Here is a 15,318-nt window from a genome sequence, read left to right as displayed (position 1 = left end):
TCGCCCTCGTCCAGGATCAGACGGCCCGGGTCCGCCCTTCCCAGTACGGGTCCCGCAGCCGGCGCTTGTAGAGCTTGCCGTTGGGGTCGCGGGGCATCGTCTCGATGAAGTCGACGCTCTTGGGGCGCTTGTAGCCCGCGAGCTGCGTCTCGCAGTGGGCGAGGATCTCGGCGGCGAGGGCGTCGCCGGCCTCGCGGCCCTCGGCGACCTCCACCACGGCCTTCACCTCCTCGCCCCAGTCGTCGTGCGGGATGCCGAACGCGGCCGCGTCGGCGACGGCCGGATGGGTCAGGAGCGCCGACTCGATCTCGGCGGGGTAGATGTTGACGCCACCGGAAATGATCATGTCGATCTTGCGGTCGCGGAGGAAGAGGTAGCCGTCCTCGTCGAGGACGCCCAGGTCACCGACGGTGAAGAAGTCGCCGATGCGGTTCTTCTTCGTCTTGGTCTCGTCCTTGTGGTACGAGAATCCGCCGGTCTTCATCTGCATGTAGACGGTGCCGAGTTCTCCGGCGGGCAGCCGGTTCCCGTCGTCGTCGAAGACGGCCAGCTCACTGATGGGCCAGGCCTTTCCGACCGTGCCCGGTTTCTTCAGCCAGTCCTCGGCGGTGGCGAAGGAGCCGCCGCCCTCGCTCGCCGCGTAGTACTCCTCGACGCAGGTGCCCCACCAGTCGATCATGGCGCGTTTGACGTGGTCGGGGCAGGGCGCGGCGCCGTGGATGGCGTGCCGCATGGAGGTCACGTCGTAGCGGTCCTTGACCTCCTGCGGGAGCGCGAGGAGGCGGTGGAACTGGGTCGGCACCATGTGCGTGTGCGTGCACCTGTGGGTGTCGATGACACGCAGCATCTCCTCGGGCGCCCACTTGTCCATGAGGACGACGGGGTGCCCGATGTTCAGTGCGGCGCCCGCGAACTGCAGCACCGCCGTGTGGTAGAGCGGCGAGCACACGAGGTGCACGTTGCCGTCGAACGGCTTGATGCCGAAGATCCCGAGGAATCCGCCGAGGTAGGCCTCCTCGGGGAGCTTGTCCTGCAGGGGGCGGCGGATGCCGCGCGGGCGTCCCGTCGTGCCGGACGTGTAGTTCATGACCCAGCCGAGCGTCCGGTCGTCCGGGGCCGACTCCCGCTGTCCGTCGAGGAGTTCGGCGTAGGGACGGAAGGTGTCGACGCCCCCGACGGCGTACCGGTGCGTCGCGGGCAGCCCGGCCTCGTCGGCGGCGGCCCGCGCCTGCTCGGCGAAGCGCTCGTGGGCGATCAGCACCTTCGCCCCGGAGTCGGCGACGATCCAGGCGATCTCCGGTCCGACCAGGTGGTGGTTGACGGGCACGAGATAGAACCCGGCCTGCGAGGCGGCGAGGTAGGCGGTGAAGAACTCGACGCCGTTGGGGAGGACCACGGCGAAGGCGTCGCCGCGTTCCATCCCGGCCTCGCGCAGGCCGTGCACCATCTGGTTGACGGTCACGTGGAGCCGGCCGGCGCTCCATTCCTCGCCGTCCGGGGCGTGCAGGACGGTGCGGTCGGGATTCTCGGCGGCCTGGGCCCAGAAGCCGTTCGGGGGGTTCTGGTCGGACATGGGGTACGTCCCTTCTGCGGGTGGGTGGTCATCGGCTTCTCGTCTGCCGGGGGCCGTGCGGTGCCGGGTGCGGGTCCGGTGGGGCCGGTCGCGCGGTTCTCCGGGCGTTCGATGAGGCGGCAGCGAAGCTGCGCGTCCCCGGGGCGCGGGGAACCGCGCGAGAAGCCCCACCGGACCCGCCCCACAACCTGACCGCACTCCTGCGGCGCGCTACCTCCCCGCGATCCGGTTGACCCGGTCGATGGCCCGCTCGAAATCCCGGGTCAGGTCGTCGAAGACCGCCTGGACGCTGCGTTCCTCGTTCATCCGGCCCACGATCTGGCCGACCGGGGTGCCGAGCAGCGGCTCCACCTCGTACTTCTGGATCCGCGAGACCGCCTCGGCGACGAGCAGCCCCTGCAGCGGCATGGGCAGTGTGCCGGGCCCCGACGGGTCGTCCCAGGCGTCCGTCCACTCCGTACGCAGCTGGCGCGCCGGTTTGCCGGTCAGTGCGCGGGAGCGCACTGTGTCACCGGAGCCCGCGGCGAGCAGTTTGCGAGTGAGGGCGGGCGAGTGCATGTCGGCTTCCGTCGTGGTCAGCCAGACCGAGCCGAGCCAGACGCCCTGTGCGCCGAGCGCGAGCGCGGCCGCGATCTGCCGGCCGCTGCCGATGCCGCCCGCGGCCAGCACCGGCAGCGGGTCGACGGCCTCGACGGCCTCGGGGGTCAGCACCATCGACGCGATCTCGCCGGTGTGGCCGCCCGCCTCGTAGCCCTGGGCGACGACGATGTCGATGCCCGCGTCGGCGTGCTTGCGGGCGTGCCGGGCGCTGCCCGCGAGGGCGGCGACGAGGACGTCGTGCTCGTGGGCGCGCGCGATGACGTCCGCCGGGGGTGAACCGAGGGCGTTGGCGAGGAGTTTGATCGGATAGTCGAAGGCGACGTCGAGTTGGTTGCGGGCGACCTGTTCCATCCAGCCGGTGATCCGCCAGCCGGACGCCTCGCCCGCGGCGAGTTCGGGCACCCCGTGCTTGGCGAGGGTGTCCTGGACGAACTGGCGGTGTCCTTGCGGGATCATCGCCTCGACGTCGGCCTCGGTGACGCCCTCGACCTTCTTCGCGGGCATGACGACGTCGAGCCCGTAGGGGCGGCCGTCGGCGTGCGCGTGCAGCCAGTCCAGGTCGCGGGTGAGGTCTTCGGGTGCGGTGTAGCGGACCGCGCCGAGCACGCCGAAGCCTCCGGCCCTGCTGATGGCGGCGGCCACCGCAGGGAACGGCGTGAAGCCGAAGACGGCGTGCTCGATCCCCAGTTTCTTGCTCAGCTCCGTCTGCATGCGCGCAGGATGCCGCAGCGGACCGGCCGACGGAAGAGCTTTTCTGATGCAGCGTCAGATTCTTCACGGGCCGGTCACCGGACACGGGTGGTTGACACAGGGCGGCGCTGACATGAAAGTTTCACCCGTCGCGGAAGATCCCGAAAGATACTTTCAGGAGGGCCCGTTCATGGCCGCAGAGACCGGAGAGACCGGAGCAACCCAAGCAGCGGACAGACCCGGCGGCGCAGGAGCCGGACTCACCCGGCGCCGGCTCGCCGGGGCCGGTCTGGCCCTGGGCGGCGCGCTCGCCCTCGCCCCCTTCCCGGCCGGCCCCGCCGCGGCCGCCGGGCAGCCGACACAGCGGCGGCGCCCCACTCTGCGCCGGGGCTCCCCCGAACGCGCGGGCCTGCTCGCCGGCCATCTGCGCCAACTGGTCGCGGACGCCGAGAAGTTCCTCGGCCCGTCCCCCAAGCATCCGTGGTACGCCGGTGCGGTGCTGCTCGCGGGCCGCGGCGGCACGGTGGCGCTGCACCAGCCGATCGGCAAGGCGGTGCGCTACTCGCGCTACGACGAGACGACGGACACGGGGGTCGAGTTCCCCGCGGACCAGCAGATCGGCATGGCCGAGGACACCGTCTTCGACCTGGCCTCGGTGTCGAAGCTGTTCACGTCGATCCTCGCCGTGCAGGAGATCGAGCGCGGCGCGCTGGAGCTGGAGGCCGAGGTCGCCTCGTACCTGCCGGACTTCGCGGGCGCGGGCAAGCAGGACGTGACGATTCGTCAACTCCTGACGCACACCTCGGGTTTCCGGTCCTGGATCCCGCTCTACAAGGAGTCCACGCGCGAGGGGCAGCTCCGTCTCATCTGGAACGAGGCCCTGCTCAACCCGCCCGGCACCGCCTACCTCTACTCGGACCTCAACCTCATCTCGCTCCAGCTGGTCCTGGAGAAGCTCACCGGCGAGACCCTCGACGCGCTGCTGCGCGGGCGGATCACGGAACCGCTCGGCATGACGCGCACCCGCTACAACCCGCCCGCCTCCTGGAAGCCGAGGATCGCGGCGACGGAGGACGAGCGGGCGCCGTGGTCGGGCCTGGACCGGGGCCTGGTGTGGGGCGAGGTGCACGACGAGAACGCGTTCGGGTTCGGCGGCGTCGCGGGCCACGCCGGCGTCTTCTCCTGCGCGTGGGACCTGGCGGTCCTCGGCCGGACGCTGCTCAACGGCGGGGTGTACGGCAGCGCCCGCATCCTCTCCGAGAAGTCCGTGGAGCTGATGTTCACGGACTTCAACAAGGCCTTCCCCGGCGACGAGCACGGCCTGGGCTTCGAGCTCTACCAGCACTGGTACATGGGCGCGATGGCGACGCCGCGCACAGCGGGCCACACGGGATTCACCGGCACCTCGATCGTGCTCGACCCGACGACGGACTCGTTCCTCATCGTGCTGGGCAACTCCGTGCACCCCGTGCGCACCTGGCGATCCGGCTCCGCTCCCCGGGTCGCCACGGCCAACAACATGGCGCGCGCCGTCGCGGTGCGTCCCGCGCACGGACGTACCGCCTGGTTCTCGGGCATGGCCGGCGCCACGTCGGCCACCCTGACCTTGCCGGACCTGCGCCTCTCCTCGCCCGACGCACGTCTGACGTGCGCCCTGTGGTGGGACACGGAACCGCACTCCGACTTCCTCTTCCTTGAGGTGTCGACGGACGGCGGCTCCAGCTGGAAGCCTCTTGCCTTCACCACGGACCGTGCCGACGACCACCCGTCGGGCGCGGTGGACGGCTACGCGGGCCGCGCCTGGCACCGTCTGTCCGCGGACCTCGGCGGCTTCGGCTCGGCGTCCACCCGGGTGCGCTGGCGGTACACGACCGACCAGCTGTACGTGGGACGCGGGGTCTACGTGGACGGCGTGCGGGTCACCGACGGCCACCGGATCGTCTTCGACGAGGCCCGCCCGGCCGACTCGTCCCGGATCGAGGCGGTGGGCTGGACGGAGGCCCAGGACTGATCCGGCGCCACCCCACGAACCCGGTGGGCGGCTCGGGTGCGGCGAGCAGTTCCCGGGCCGTCGCACGGCCGAGCTCCGCGGACTCCTTGTCGCCGCACTCGCTGGTGGCGGCGCCCGGCCAGACCACCGCCGAGGCCGGGTCGACGCCGCCCTCCTCCAGCGCCGCGCGGAACCCGCGCAGCCGCTCGCGCCGGTCGACACTGCTGACCGAGCCGGAGAGGTCTGTCCCTCGTCCACCGTCTTCGCGGCCTGACCCGGAGCGGGGTCACCGGCTCTCAGCGGCCGAGCACCGCCATGGCCGCGTTGTGCCCGGGGATACCGCTGACCCCGCCGCCGCGCACCGCTCCGGCGCCGCACAGCAGCACGTTCGCGTGGGCGGTCTCCACGCCCCAGCGGCCCGTGCCGTCCTGTGCGTACGGGAAGGACAGGGCCCGGTGGAAGATGTTGCCGCCGGGCAGGCGCAGGTCCCGCTCCAGGTCGAGCGGGGTCTTCGCCTCGATGCAGGGACGGCCGTCGGTGTCCTCGGCGAGGCAGTCGGCGAGCGGCTCGGCGAGGTGGGCGTCGAGCTGCGCGAGGGTGTCCTTGAGGAGGTCCGCGCGGGCGGTGTCGTTGTCCTGCGTGAACAGGCGTGCCGGGGTGTGCAGTCCGAAGAGGGTGAGGGTCTGGTAGCCGCGGGCGACGAGGTCCGGGGCGAGGATCGTCGGGTCGGTCAGGGAGTGGCAGTAGATCTCGGAGGGCGGCGCGCTCGGCAGGGAGCCGGCCGCCGCCTCGGCGTACGCGGTCGCCAACTGGCCGTAGCCCTCGGCCACATGGAACGTCCCGGCGAACGCCTCGCGCGGGTCGACCGCGGTGTCCTTCAGCCGGGGCAGCCGCTTGAGCAGCATGTTGACCTTCAGCTGGGCGCCTTCGGCGGAGACGGGCGGGGTGTCGCCGAGGAGCCGGGCGAGGTCCTGCGGGGAGGCGTTGACGAGGACGTGCCGGGCGGCGACCGCGCCCTCGCCGTCCTCGGTGCGGTACGTGACCTCGGCCCGCTGTCCGTCGGTCTCGATCCGGGTGACCTCGTGGCCGGTGACGAGGTGGGCACCCGCCGCACGGGCCGCGGCGGCGAGCGCGTCGGTGAGCGCTCCCATGCCGCCCACGGGCACGTCCCAGTCGCCCGTGCCGTTGCCGATCACGTGGTAGAGGAAGCAGCGGTTCTGGGCCAGGGACGGGTCGTGGGCGTCGGCGAACGTGCCGATCAGCGCGTCGGTCAGGACGACGCCGCGCACCAGGTCGTCCTCGAAGGACTCCTCGACACCGACCCCGAGGGGCTCCTCGAAGAGCAGCCGCCAGGCCGCGTCGTCCCCGATCCGCTCCCGCAGCGCGGCACGGCTCGGCAGCGGTTCGGTGAGGGTGGGGAAGACGCGTTCGGCGACCTGCCGGGTGGTCTCGTAGAACCGGGTCCACGCCGCGTACTCGCGCTCGCCTCCCGTCAGCCGGGCGAAGGAGTCCCGGGTGCGGTCGGCCCCGCCGCCGACGAGCAGCCCCGTCGGGCGGCCGTCGCGGACGGTCGGCGTGTACGAGGACACGGTGCGCTGCCGCACGGCGAAGTCGAGCCCCAGCTCGGCCACGATCTTCCTGGGGAGCAGGCTGACCAGGTACGAGTACCGGGAGAGGCGGGCGTCCACGCCGGGGAAGGGCCGGGTGGACACGGCGGCGCCGCCCGTCCGCCCGAGGCGTTCGAGCACGGTGACGGTGCGGCCGGCACGGGCGAGATAGGCGGCGGCGACGAGACCGTTGTGGCCGCCTCCGACGATGACGACGTCGTACTGATCTTTTACGGGCATGGCTCTTGGTAGCACTCCTCGCAGCGGAATCAAGCCCCGCAGGCCGTATCGAGCCCCTCCGGCGATTGAGGAGCGGGGTCCGGGGCGGAGCCCCCGGGGCATCAGCCGCGGTTCTGCCCGCGCTGCCTCAGCGCCGCTGCACGCCGGTACAGCTCGGCGGCCTCGCCGCTCCGCCCCAGCTGCTCCAGACAGTGCGCCTCATCGTTCCTGCTGGCCAGGGAGTCCACATGGGCCTCCCCGAGAACCCGCTCCCTGGCGGCAGCCACCGTGCGGTACTCGACGAGCGCGTCCTGCCACCGCCCCAGCCAGCCGAGACCGACCGCCACCTCCCGGTGACTGATGAGGGTGTCGACGTGGTCGGGGCCCAGGACCCGCTCACGGATCGCGCACACGTCGCGGGCCTCGGCGAGCGCCTCCTCCCAGCGGGCCATGCGGCCGAGGTTGACGCCGAGGCCGTGCCGGGCGCGCAGCGTCTCGGGGTCGCTGGGGCCGCTGACCCGGGCGCGGTCGTCGATCAGGTCGCGGTAGAGCGTGAGCGCCTCCGCGCTGCGTCCGAGCCGGCCCAGGCTGATGCCCACCTCGTACCGCGCCGCCAGGGTGTCCGGGTGGTCGGCGCCCAGCGCCTGCGCCCGGGCCTCGGCCACTTCGCGGTAGGTACGCAGGGCCTCGCTCCAGCGCCCCAACTGGCCCAGTGTGTAGCCGACTTCGCAGCGGGTGACGAGCGTGTCGGGGTGGTCGGCGCCGAGCACGCGGGCCCGGGCGTCGGCGACCTCGCCCGCCATCCGGTACGAGTCCTCCAGGCGTCCGAGCCGGCTGAGGTTGAAGGCGAGGTTGTGGCGGCAGCGCAGGGTGTCGGGGTGATCGGGCCCCATGACGCGCTCGCGCGCCGCGAGGACCGCCGTGTACGCCTCGTGCGCCTCGAAGTGCCGGCCCAGCTTGCCCAGCACGTACCCCACTTCCTGGCGCGCCCCGAGCGTCTCGGGGTGGTCGGGGCCGAGCGCCCGCTCGCGCCCCTCGACCACGCGCCGGTACTCGCGCAGCGCGTCGGCGGCGCGCCCGGTGCGGCTCAGCGAGAAGGCGACCTCGTAGCGGCTGGCGAGGGTGTCGGGGTGATCGGGGCCGAGCGCGTGCTCCCGTTCGGCGGCGACCGCGCGGTGCACCTCGCCGGCCTCGGTCCAGCGGCCGAGCCGGCCGAGGCTGAGGCCCGCGTGGTGCCGGGAGGCGAGCGTGGCCAGCAACTCCGGTGCCGGAGCGGGGCGTTCGGACCGCTCGCCCGATGCCGTCCGGGTGCCGGCGGCGGGCCGCGGGACCCAGTCACCGGCGAGGCCGGACGCGGTGTCGGGCGGGGTGACGCGCAGTCCCGGTCCGCCGGTGGCCTTGTGGCCGGTACTCATGCCGCGCGTCCAGGACGGCAGGCGGGGCTCGCGCGGGCCCGACGGCCCGGTGCCGGTCTGCGGGTCCGGACGGAGTGCGATCTGCGGGGCGCGCACCGTCGGCACGTACGCTCCGCGCGCCGAGCGTCCGGTGGCGATGCGACGCCCCAACTCCCGTGCGTCGCCGGGGCGTTCCTCGGGGTCCTTGGCGAGCAGGTCGAGGATGATCCGGTCGACGTAGAGAGGCAGTTCGGGCCGGTGGCTGCGGGGCGGCTCGGGCGGGGTGTCCCGGTGTCCGACGAGGACGGCCCACGCGTCGTCCAGGTCGAACGGCGGCGCGCCCGTGGCGATCTCGTACAGCACGCACCCCAGCGAGTACAGGTCGCTGCGCTGGTCGACATGGATGCCGCCGATCTGCTCGGGGGACATGTAGTGCGGGGTGCCCATGGCGATGCCGGTGCCGGTGAGCCGGGTGGTGAAGCCGATGTCGTGGCCGAGGCGGGCGATGCCGAAGTCGCAGATCTTCGCCGTGCCGTCGGCCAGGCGCACGATGTTGGCGGGCTTCAGGTCGCGGTGCACGATGCCCTGTTCGTGGGTGTAGGCGAGGGCGGACGCGACCTGCTCGGCCATGTCGACGACGTCGTCCACGGCCAGCGGATGATGCCGGTTGTCCTCCAGGAGCTGACTGAGGTTCCTGCCCTCCAGGAGCTCCATCACCAGATACAGGACGCCCTCGTACTCGCCGAAGTCGTGCACGACGGTGACGCCGCGGTGCTGCAGCGCCGCCGCGACCCGCGCCTCTCTGCGGAAGCGCTCCCGCAGCACGCGGGTGAAGGACTGGTCCCGCTGCGGTCCGAGCGGCTTGAGGCACTTCACGGCGACGTGCCGCCCGAGCGACTCGTCGCGGGCACGCCACACCTCGCCCATGCCGCCGCGGCCGATGCGCTCGAGCAGCCGGTACCGCCCGTGGATCAGCCTGATGCTCCCGGTCTCCCCCGACTCCGCCATGTCCCGCTGTCGCCCCCCGTAGCCTCGCTGCGCCCTCCCCGGCGGGCTCCGTCGTCACCGCCGGACAGACACGGGCGTGACGACGGGCCTAGTCCAGTATGGCTACCCATCTGCCGACTTTGTACGGTGCCGGGCGGGCGTCGGGGCCGAGTCTCGCCATGGCGCGCAGGATGTGTTTCGGGGGCAGTTGCCAGCGCACGCGGGCGGGAACGCAGCGCAGCGCCGTGCCCGTGGCGCGCAGGCGGCGGGTGACGACCGCGGGGGCGGGAGCGGGCCGTCCGTACAGGTCATGGGCGTAGGGCGGCAGTGCGGCGTACGCCAGATTGGCCACCCGCCGCCACAGCGCCTCGCGCGCCGGGACCAACAGCGCCTGGGTGGGAGGTCGTTGCAGGAAGTCGTCGACGACGCGGGCCTCCGGGCCGGCGGCCAGTTCAGGCCGCACCTTCTCGAAGTACTCCCGCACCTCACTCTGGCTCGAAGGGACTTCGTCCGGGTCGAGGCCGACGAGGCGGGCGCTGGTGCGGTGCTCAGCGATGTACCGGTCGGCCTGGGCCTCGGTGAGCCGGAAGCCGGAGCGTCGCGCCACGTGCAGGTAGGAGTCGATCTCGGCGCAGTGCACCCACAGCAGCAGCCCGGGCTCGTCGACGCCGTACCGCTCCCCCGTGTCCGGGTCCGTGGCCGAGAGCATGCTGTGGATCTTGCGGACCCGCGCGCCCGCCTTCTCCGCCGCCTCGGTCGTCCCGTACGTGGTGGTCCCGACGAAGCTCGCGGTCCGCATCAGCCGGCCCCAGGCATCGCGCCGGAAGTCCGAATTCTGCATGACGCCGCGCACCGCGCGAGGGTGCAGCGCCTGGAGGTACAGGGCTCGCACGCCCGCCACCCACATCATGGGGTCGGCGTGCATCTGCCAGGTCACCGAGTCGGGCCCGAACAGCCCCGGATCCGCCGCACCCGCCCGCATCACGCGCGCCTCCTGTCGTCACCCTGGCCGACACGACCAGCTTACGCAGCCGTCGGTCTCAGCCGGTCCGCCAGAGACGGAGCTTCTCAGGGTTCCGCACCGCCCAGATGCGCCTGATCCGGTCGCCCGTGACCTCGAACGCGAACACGGTCACGAGCGTGCCGTCCTGCCGCGTCGCCAGGCCGGGCAGGCCGTTGACCGTGCATTCCAGGAACGTGGTGCGCTCACCCGACACCCGGGCGATCTCGGCGTAGGCGCGGGCGATCCGCTCTCCGCCCACGATCGGGTGCAGGTGGGTGACGGCCAGCCCGCCGCCGTCGGCGGTCGCGGTGGCGTCGGGGTCGAGCAGGCCGATCAGGGCTTCGATGTCCTGGGCCTGCCACGCCGTTCTGAACCGCCTGACGATGCCGGCCTGCCCGGCGCCCGGCCCCGCCGGGGTCCGCGCGGTGCGGATGCGGCGGCGGGCGGACGAGGCCAGCTGACGGCAGGCCGCCGGGGTGCGCCCGACGATGTCGGCGACCTCGCCGAAGGGATAGCGGAAGACGTCGTGCAGGACGAACGCGACGCGTTCGGCCGGGGTCATCGTGTCGAGGACGACCAGGAAGGCCATCGTCACCGACTCGTCGAGGGTGATCCGGTCGGCCGGGTCGGTCCCGCCGGCGCCGGAGGGACCGGTGATCCACTCCGTGGGTTCGGGCAGCGGCTCCGGGATCCAGCTGCCCACGTACGTCTCCCGCCTGGCCCGCGCCGAGCCGAGCAGGTTCAGGCAGATGCGGCCGGCGACCGTCATCAGCCAGGCGCCGGGCACCCCGATGTCCTGCCGCTCCCGTGCGGACATGGCGTACCAGCGGGCGTAGGTATCCTGCACGACGTCCTCGGCGTCGGCAAGGGACCCGAGGAGTCGATAGGCGAGATTGATCAGCCGGCGCCGCTCGCTCATGATCGCGTCGAGGCCCGGATCGTCCTGATCGTCGCCGTGCTCTGCTCTGGTGGTCATCGTCTCGCCGTCTCCCTCGCCCGCTCCCGTGCCACTACCCGGTACGACAGGACAGCCCACCGGAATGTGAGGCCGAGGTGCCGCCTCACATTCCGCGCGGCTGCGTTGTCGTACCGGCGAGGACGACAACCAGAGGGAGAGGGGACGTCGATGCACGACTTCCAGGCCGTCGCGGACCGCGTCGAGATCGAGGCGCTGCGCGGCGAGTTCACCGACGCGGCGATGATGCGCGACCGGCCCCGCCTGGCGTCGCTGTTCACACCGGACGGCGTGCTGCGCATGCCCGACATCCCCGTCGAGCAGATCGGCCGCGAGGAGATCAGGGCCGGGGGCGAGCGGCTGCAGAGCCAGTGGGACTTCTTCGTACAGACCACCCACCCCGGCAGCATCGTGCTCGACGGCGACACCGCGACGGGCCGCGCCTACATCCATGAGCTCGCGCGGACCCTCGACGGACGCCAAGGTCTGAACTACGCCGTCTACCACGACCGTTACCGGCGCACCGCGGAGGGCTGGAGGTTCGCCGAGCGGGTGTACGAGGTCAGGTACCTCGACACCTCCCCGCTGGCGGGCACGGCACCCCGTGCGGCGCGGGGCGGCACCGGGACCGGCCCGGCTGAGGCCGCGTCGTTCACCGACCCGGCACCGGCCGAACGACTGGAGCGGGTGGCCGCCGCGCTGCGCGCCGGCGGCTTCGCCACCGAGATCCTCGACGACGCGGCGGCAGCACGCGTCCGCGTCAGGGACCTGATCCCCGAGGGGGCCGGCGTGTTCACCGGGGCCAGCGAGACGCTCCGGCTGTCGGGGATCGACGAGGACATCAACACCGGCGGCCGGTACGACGCGATCAGGCCGCGCCTGCTGGCCATCGACCGTGCCACCGGCGCCGACGAGATCCGACGGCTGGCCGCGAGCCCCGATGTCGTCGTCAACAGCGTCGCCGCGGTCACCGAGACCGGCTCGCTCGTTCTCGCCTCGGGCAGCGGCAGTCAGCTCCCGGCCAACGCGGGCGGCGCCGCCCACGCGATCTGGATCGTCGGCGCGCAGAAGGTCGTGCCCGACCTGAGCACGGCCCTGCGCCGCGTCGAGGAGCACGCCCTCCCGCTGGAGAACGCCCGCGCCCGGGCGGCGTACGGGATGCCCAGCGCCGTCAACCGCCTGCTCGTCCTCAACGCGGAACCCCGCCCGGGGCGCGGCACCGTCCTGCTGCTCCGAGAAGCCATCGGTTACTGACCCGAACCACAGAAGTGACCTAGCGGCGCACCCGCGGCATCCCGAGTCCGATCCACGAGATGATCTCCCGCTGGATCTCGTTGTTGCCGCCGCCGAACGTGAAGATGACGGCCGACCGGTAGCCGCGTTCCAGTTCACCGTGGAGCACGGCGCCCGCGCTGCCCTCCTTCAGGGCGCCCGCGGCGGCAACCACCTCCATCAGCCAGGCGTACGCGTCGCGACGTGCTTCGGAGCCGTAGACCTTCACCGCGGAGGCGTCCTGCGGCATGAGGGTGCCTTCCTGGACGGCGTTCACCATCTGCCAGTTGAGGAGTTTCATCGCGTCGAGCTTGGTGTGGGTCTGGGCGAGCCGCTTCCTGACCCAGCCGAGGTCGATGACGCGGCGGCCGTCGGCGAGCTTGGTCTCCATGGCCCAGCGCTGGACGTCGTGCAGGGCGCGGATGGCCATGGTGCCGTGCGCGGCGAGGGTGACGCGTTCGTGGTTGAGCTGGTTGGTGATCAGGCGCCAGCCCTTGTTCTCGTCGCCGACGCGGCGCGCGGCGGGCACGCGGATGTTCTCGTAGTAGCTCGCCGTCGTGTCGTGCGAGGCGAGGGTGTTGATGACGGTGCAGGTGTAGCCCGGGTCGGAGGTCGGGACGAGCAGCATCGTGATGCCCTTGTGGGGCGGGGCGTCGGCGTCGGTGCGGACGGCGAGCCAGACCCAGTCGGCGGTGTCGCCGTTGGTCGTCCAGATCTTCTGCCCGTTCACGACGTAGTCGTCGCCGTCCCTGACCGCGCGGGTCTTGAGGGCGGCGAGGTCGGTGCCCGCGTCCGGTTCGCTGTAGCCGATCGCGAAGTCGAGCTCGCCGGAGAGGATCTTCGGCAGGAAGAACTCCTTCTGTTCGTCCGTGCCGAACTGCATGATCGTCGGGCCGACCGTGTTGAGCGCCATCAGCGGCAGCGGTACGCCCGCCTGGGCCGCCTCGTCGAAGAAGATGAACTGTTCCATCGGGGTCAGGCCCCGGCCGCCGTACTCCTTGGGCCAGCCGACCCCGAGCCACCCGTCGGCGCCGAGCCGGCGCACGGTCTCGCGGTAGAAACGCTTCTGGGCGGCCGGGTCCTCGTAGCGTGCGTACGCGTTGTCGGGCACGAGGTCGGCGAAGTAGGCGCGCAGCTCGGTGCGCAACTGCTGCTGCTCAGGCGTGTATTCGAGGTGCACGGCCCCTCCTGGCGGTCAACTGGGCGGCGTCGGCGCGGGTTTGACGGCGCACACAGTAGAACGCGTTCCAGAAATAGGGAATGCCGGGGACGGATCGGCCGTCAGTCGAGGATCGCCAGGAAGTCGGTACAGGCCCGCGCGCAGGCACGGCACTGCTCGGCGCAGTGCGCGGCGTCGGGGACCACGTCACAGGCGTGCGCGCCGTCCAGTACGACCGCGCGGCACCACTCGACCTGGAGCCGGAGCGCGTACTCGTCCTGGTGTGCGTCCTCCGCCAGGAGCCGGCAGGTCGCGTCGCAGACCTCGACGCACAGCAGCAGGGTGCGCCGCAGCCCGTGTCTGACCCCGGCCCGACCGGCGTCCCGTTCCGCCGCGAGCCGGACGGGGCCGTGCGCCGGCGGGACGATGGGGCCCGGCTCGACGGAGCTGACGAACAGGGCGCCGACGCGGGCGCACTCGGCGCAGCTCTGGGCGCAGGCGAACCGGTCCTCGAGGAAGCGGACGAGGTCGTCCTTCGGCGTCTCGGTCATCAGGGCGGGGTCAGCGGCCTCGGTGGTCTCGGTGCGGAGGTACGGATACTTGTTCGTGGAGGCCACAGGCCCGGCTCCTCTCCAGGGGACGTCTGCTCGCGCAGGCGGGTAGCCGGATCCCGGGTCCCCAAACCGGGCGGCCGGACGCCGTCGCGGTAATTCCTTTGCGGCCCACGGTCCACGGGGTTACGTTCTGCCCGCCCCGTCGCCACCGACTCAGGAGTGCCCTTGCCGCACGTGCCGCCGCAGCCGACCCCGCTCATCGATCCGCATGCCACGGCGGGCACGCGTCGCCTCGTCTGGCTGGCGCAGGACGCGCAGGGCGATCCCGTGGGGACGGCGTCGCTGCGCCTGTTCGACCGCGACGGGCAACGGCATCTGGCCGAGCTGGTGATCCGGGTGCATCCGGCCGAGCGGCGCGCGGGAGTGGGCTCCCGATTGCTCACGGCCGCCGTCGGCGCCGCCCGCGAGGACGGCCGGCGCTCCGTGCTCGCCTCGGCGGACGGCGACTCCCCCGGTGAACTCTTCCTGGCGGCGCGGGAGTTCCGCAGAGTGCTCCGTCTGACGTACGCGCGGCTCGTGCTCGCCGACGCGGATGTCCCGGCCCTCACGGCGGCGGCCGGGCGGGTCCCCGCCGGCTACCGGCTCGCGGAGTGGGACGGCACGGTCCCGGACGCCCTGGCCGCGTCGTTCGCGGCGTCGCGCCGGGCCATGGACGACATGCCGATGGACGACGCCGACCACGGCCGCGTCGAGTGGGACGTGGCGCGGGTACGGGCGGTCGCCGAGGCCGTGGCGCGCCGCGGCGACCTGCTGCACACGGCCGCCGCGATCGACACGGCGGACGGTTCGGTGGCCGGATTCACGGAGCTGGTCGTGCCGGGCGCCCGCGAGGGCGACGGGGAGCACTACGGCACGGGGGTGCTGCCGGAGCACCGGGGCAGGGGGCTGGCCCGCTGGATGAAGGCGGATCAGATCCTGCGGGTGCGCGAGCGCCATCCCCGGCTGACCGGGCTCGTCACGGACACCGCGGACAGCAATACGCCGATGCGCACGGTCAACGACGCGCTCGGCTACGTACCGACGCATCGCTCGTGCACCTACCAGCTGGACCTCTAGCGGCACAACACCCCCATCGGGCCTGACGCCCGGCGGGGGCTTCGTCCGCACGGTTCACCGGATCTTGGTTTACGGGACCGGGCTCCGGTTACTCACCATCGGTACCAGCGCGACCGCGATCCGCCTTCGGTCGTGCCGCGTACCAGGAATCCGAGCAGCCACAGAACCAGGACGAAAGCCATCACAGTCATTCCCTCTC

The 15,318-nt window shown here is 72.4% G+C and carries 11 protein-coding genes and 1 pseudogene; 3 read left to right on the top strand and 9 right to left on the bottom strand.

The window, feature by feature from the left end; genetic code table 11:
• Nucleotides 1–16 precede the first annotated feature (16 nt).
• Together ACQUQD_RS37750 and ACQUQD_RS37745 are read right to left on the bottom strand one after the other, a co-directional pair.
• Nucleotides 17–1,573 (bottom strand): acyl-CoA synthetase, encoded by a 1,557-nt coding sequence (locus ACQUQD_RS37750; protein ID WP_428956722.1) that lies wholly within the window; start codon nt 1,571–1,573, stop codon nt 17–19.
• 210 nt (nt 1,574–1,783) lie between these two features.
• Nucleotides 1,784–2,884 carry an NAD(P)H-dependent flavin oxidoreductase gene (locus ACQUQD_RS37745; RefSeq protein WP_428956721.1) on the bottom strand — a complete coding sequence of 367 codons (1,101 nt, stop codon included), beginning with the start codon at nt 2,882–2,884 and terminating at the stop codon, nt 1,784–1,786.
• A 169-nt stretch (nt 2,885–3,053) separates the two neighbouring features.
• On the opposite strand from ACQUQD_RS37745, the gene ACQUQD_RS37740 reads away from it, so the two are divergent.
• Complete coding sequence (locus ACQUQD_RS37740) at nt 3,054–4,874, top strand: serine hydrolase (protein WP_428956720.1); 1,821 nt, start codon at nt 3,054–3,056, stop codon at nt 4,872–4,874.
• A gap of 275 nt (nt 4,875–5,149) precedes the next feature.
• Here the strand turns inward: ACQUQD_RS37740 and ACQUQD_RS37735 are convergent, their stop codons facing one another.
• The 4 genes from ACQUQD_RS37735 to sigJ form a co-directional block, all read right to left on the bottom strand.
• Nucleotides 5,150–6,700 carry a phytoene desaturase family protein gene (locus tag ACQUQD_RS37735; RefSeq protein WP_428956719.1) on the bottom strand — a complete coding sequence of 517 codons (1,551 nt, stop codon included), beginning with the start codon at nt 6,698–6,700 and terminating at the stop codon, nt 5,150–5,152.
• Between the two features lie 101 nt (nt 6,701–6,801).
• Entirely contained in the window at nt 6,802–9,081 is a 2,280-nt protein-coding gene (locus ACQUQD_RS37730) for a tetratricopeptide repeat protein (protein ID WP_428956718.1), read from the bottom strand.
• 88 nt (nt 9,082–9,169) lie between these two features.
• Nucleotides 9,170–10,042: an oxygenase MpaB family protein gene (locus tag ACQUQD_RS37725; RefSeq protein ID WP_428957752.1), complete on the bottom strand. Its 873-nt coding sequence runs from the start codon at nt 10,040–10,042 to the stop codon at nt 9,170–9,172.
• A 58-nt stretch (nt 10,043–10,100) separates the two neighbouring features.
• A complete protein-coding gene (gene sigJ, locus ACQUQD_RS37720; RefSeq protein ID WP_428956717.1) occupies nt 10,101–11,039 on the bottom strand; it encodes an RNA polymerase sigma factor SigJ in 939 nt (312 codons plus the stop codon).
• 150 nt (nt 11,040–11,189) lie between these two features.
• Here sigJ and ACQUQD_RS37715 point away from each other — a divergent pair, with 150 nt between their 5' ends.
• A complete protein-coding gene (locus ACQUQD_RS37715; protein ID WP_428956716.1) occupies nt 11,190–12,272 on the top strand; it encodes an LUD domain-containing protein in 1,083 nt (360 codons plus the stop codon).
• Between the two features lie 19 nt (nt 12,273–12,291).
• Here the strand turns inward: ACQUQD_RS37715 and ACQUQD_RS37710 are convergent, their stop codons facing one another.
• Together ACQUQD_RS37710 and ACQUQD_RS37705 are read right to left on the bottom strand one after the other, a co-directional pair.
• Nucleotides 12,292–13,470, bottom strand: coding sequence for an acyl-CoA dehydrogenase family protein (locus ACQUQD_RS37710; RefSeq protein ID WP_428956715.1), 1,179 nt, complete (start codon nt 13,468–13,470; stop codon nt 12,292–12,294).
• A gap of 101 nt (nt 13,471–13,571) precedes the next feature.
• Nucleotides 13,572–14,066 carry a ferredoxin gene (locus ACQUQD_RS37705; RefSeq protein ID WP_428956714.1) on the bottom strand — a complete coding sequence of 165 codons (495 nt, stop codon included), beginning with the start codon at nt 14,064–14,066 and terminating at the stop codon, nt 13,572–13,574.
• Nucleotides 14,067–14,237: 171 nt separating this feature from the next.
• On the opposite strand from ACQUQD_RS37705, the gene ACQUQD_RS37700 reads away from it, so the two are divergent.
• A complete protein-coding gene (locus ACQUQD_RS37700; RefSeq protein WP_428957751.1) occupies nt 14,238–15,119 on the top strand; it encodes a GNAT family N-acetyltransferase in 882 nt (293 codons plus the stop codon).
• 92 nt (nt 15,120–15,211) lie between these two features.
• Here the strand turns inward: ACQUQD_RS37700 and ACQUQD_RS37695 are convergent.
• A pseudogene (locus tag ACQUQD_RS37695) lies at nt 15,212–15,292 on the bottom strand (hydrophobic protein); the annotation flags it as partial.
• Nucleotides 15,293–15,318: the final 26 nt, after the last annotated feature.

Source organism: Streptomyces sp. cg35, assembly GCF_050410835.1.
In the GTDB taxonomy this organism is placed as follows: domain Bacteria; phylum Actinomycetota; class Actinomycetes; order Streptomycetales; family Streptomycetaceae; genus Streptomyces.
The sequence above is the reverse complement of the archived record's forward strand: the minus strand, read 5'-3'. Positions and strand labels throughout refer to the sequence as shown.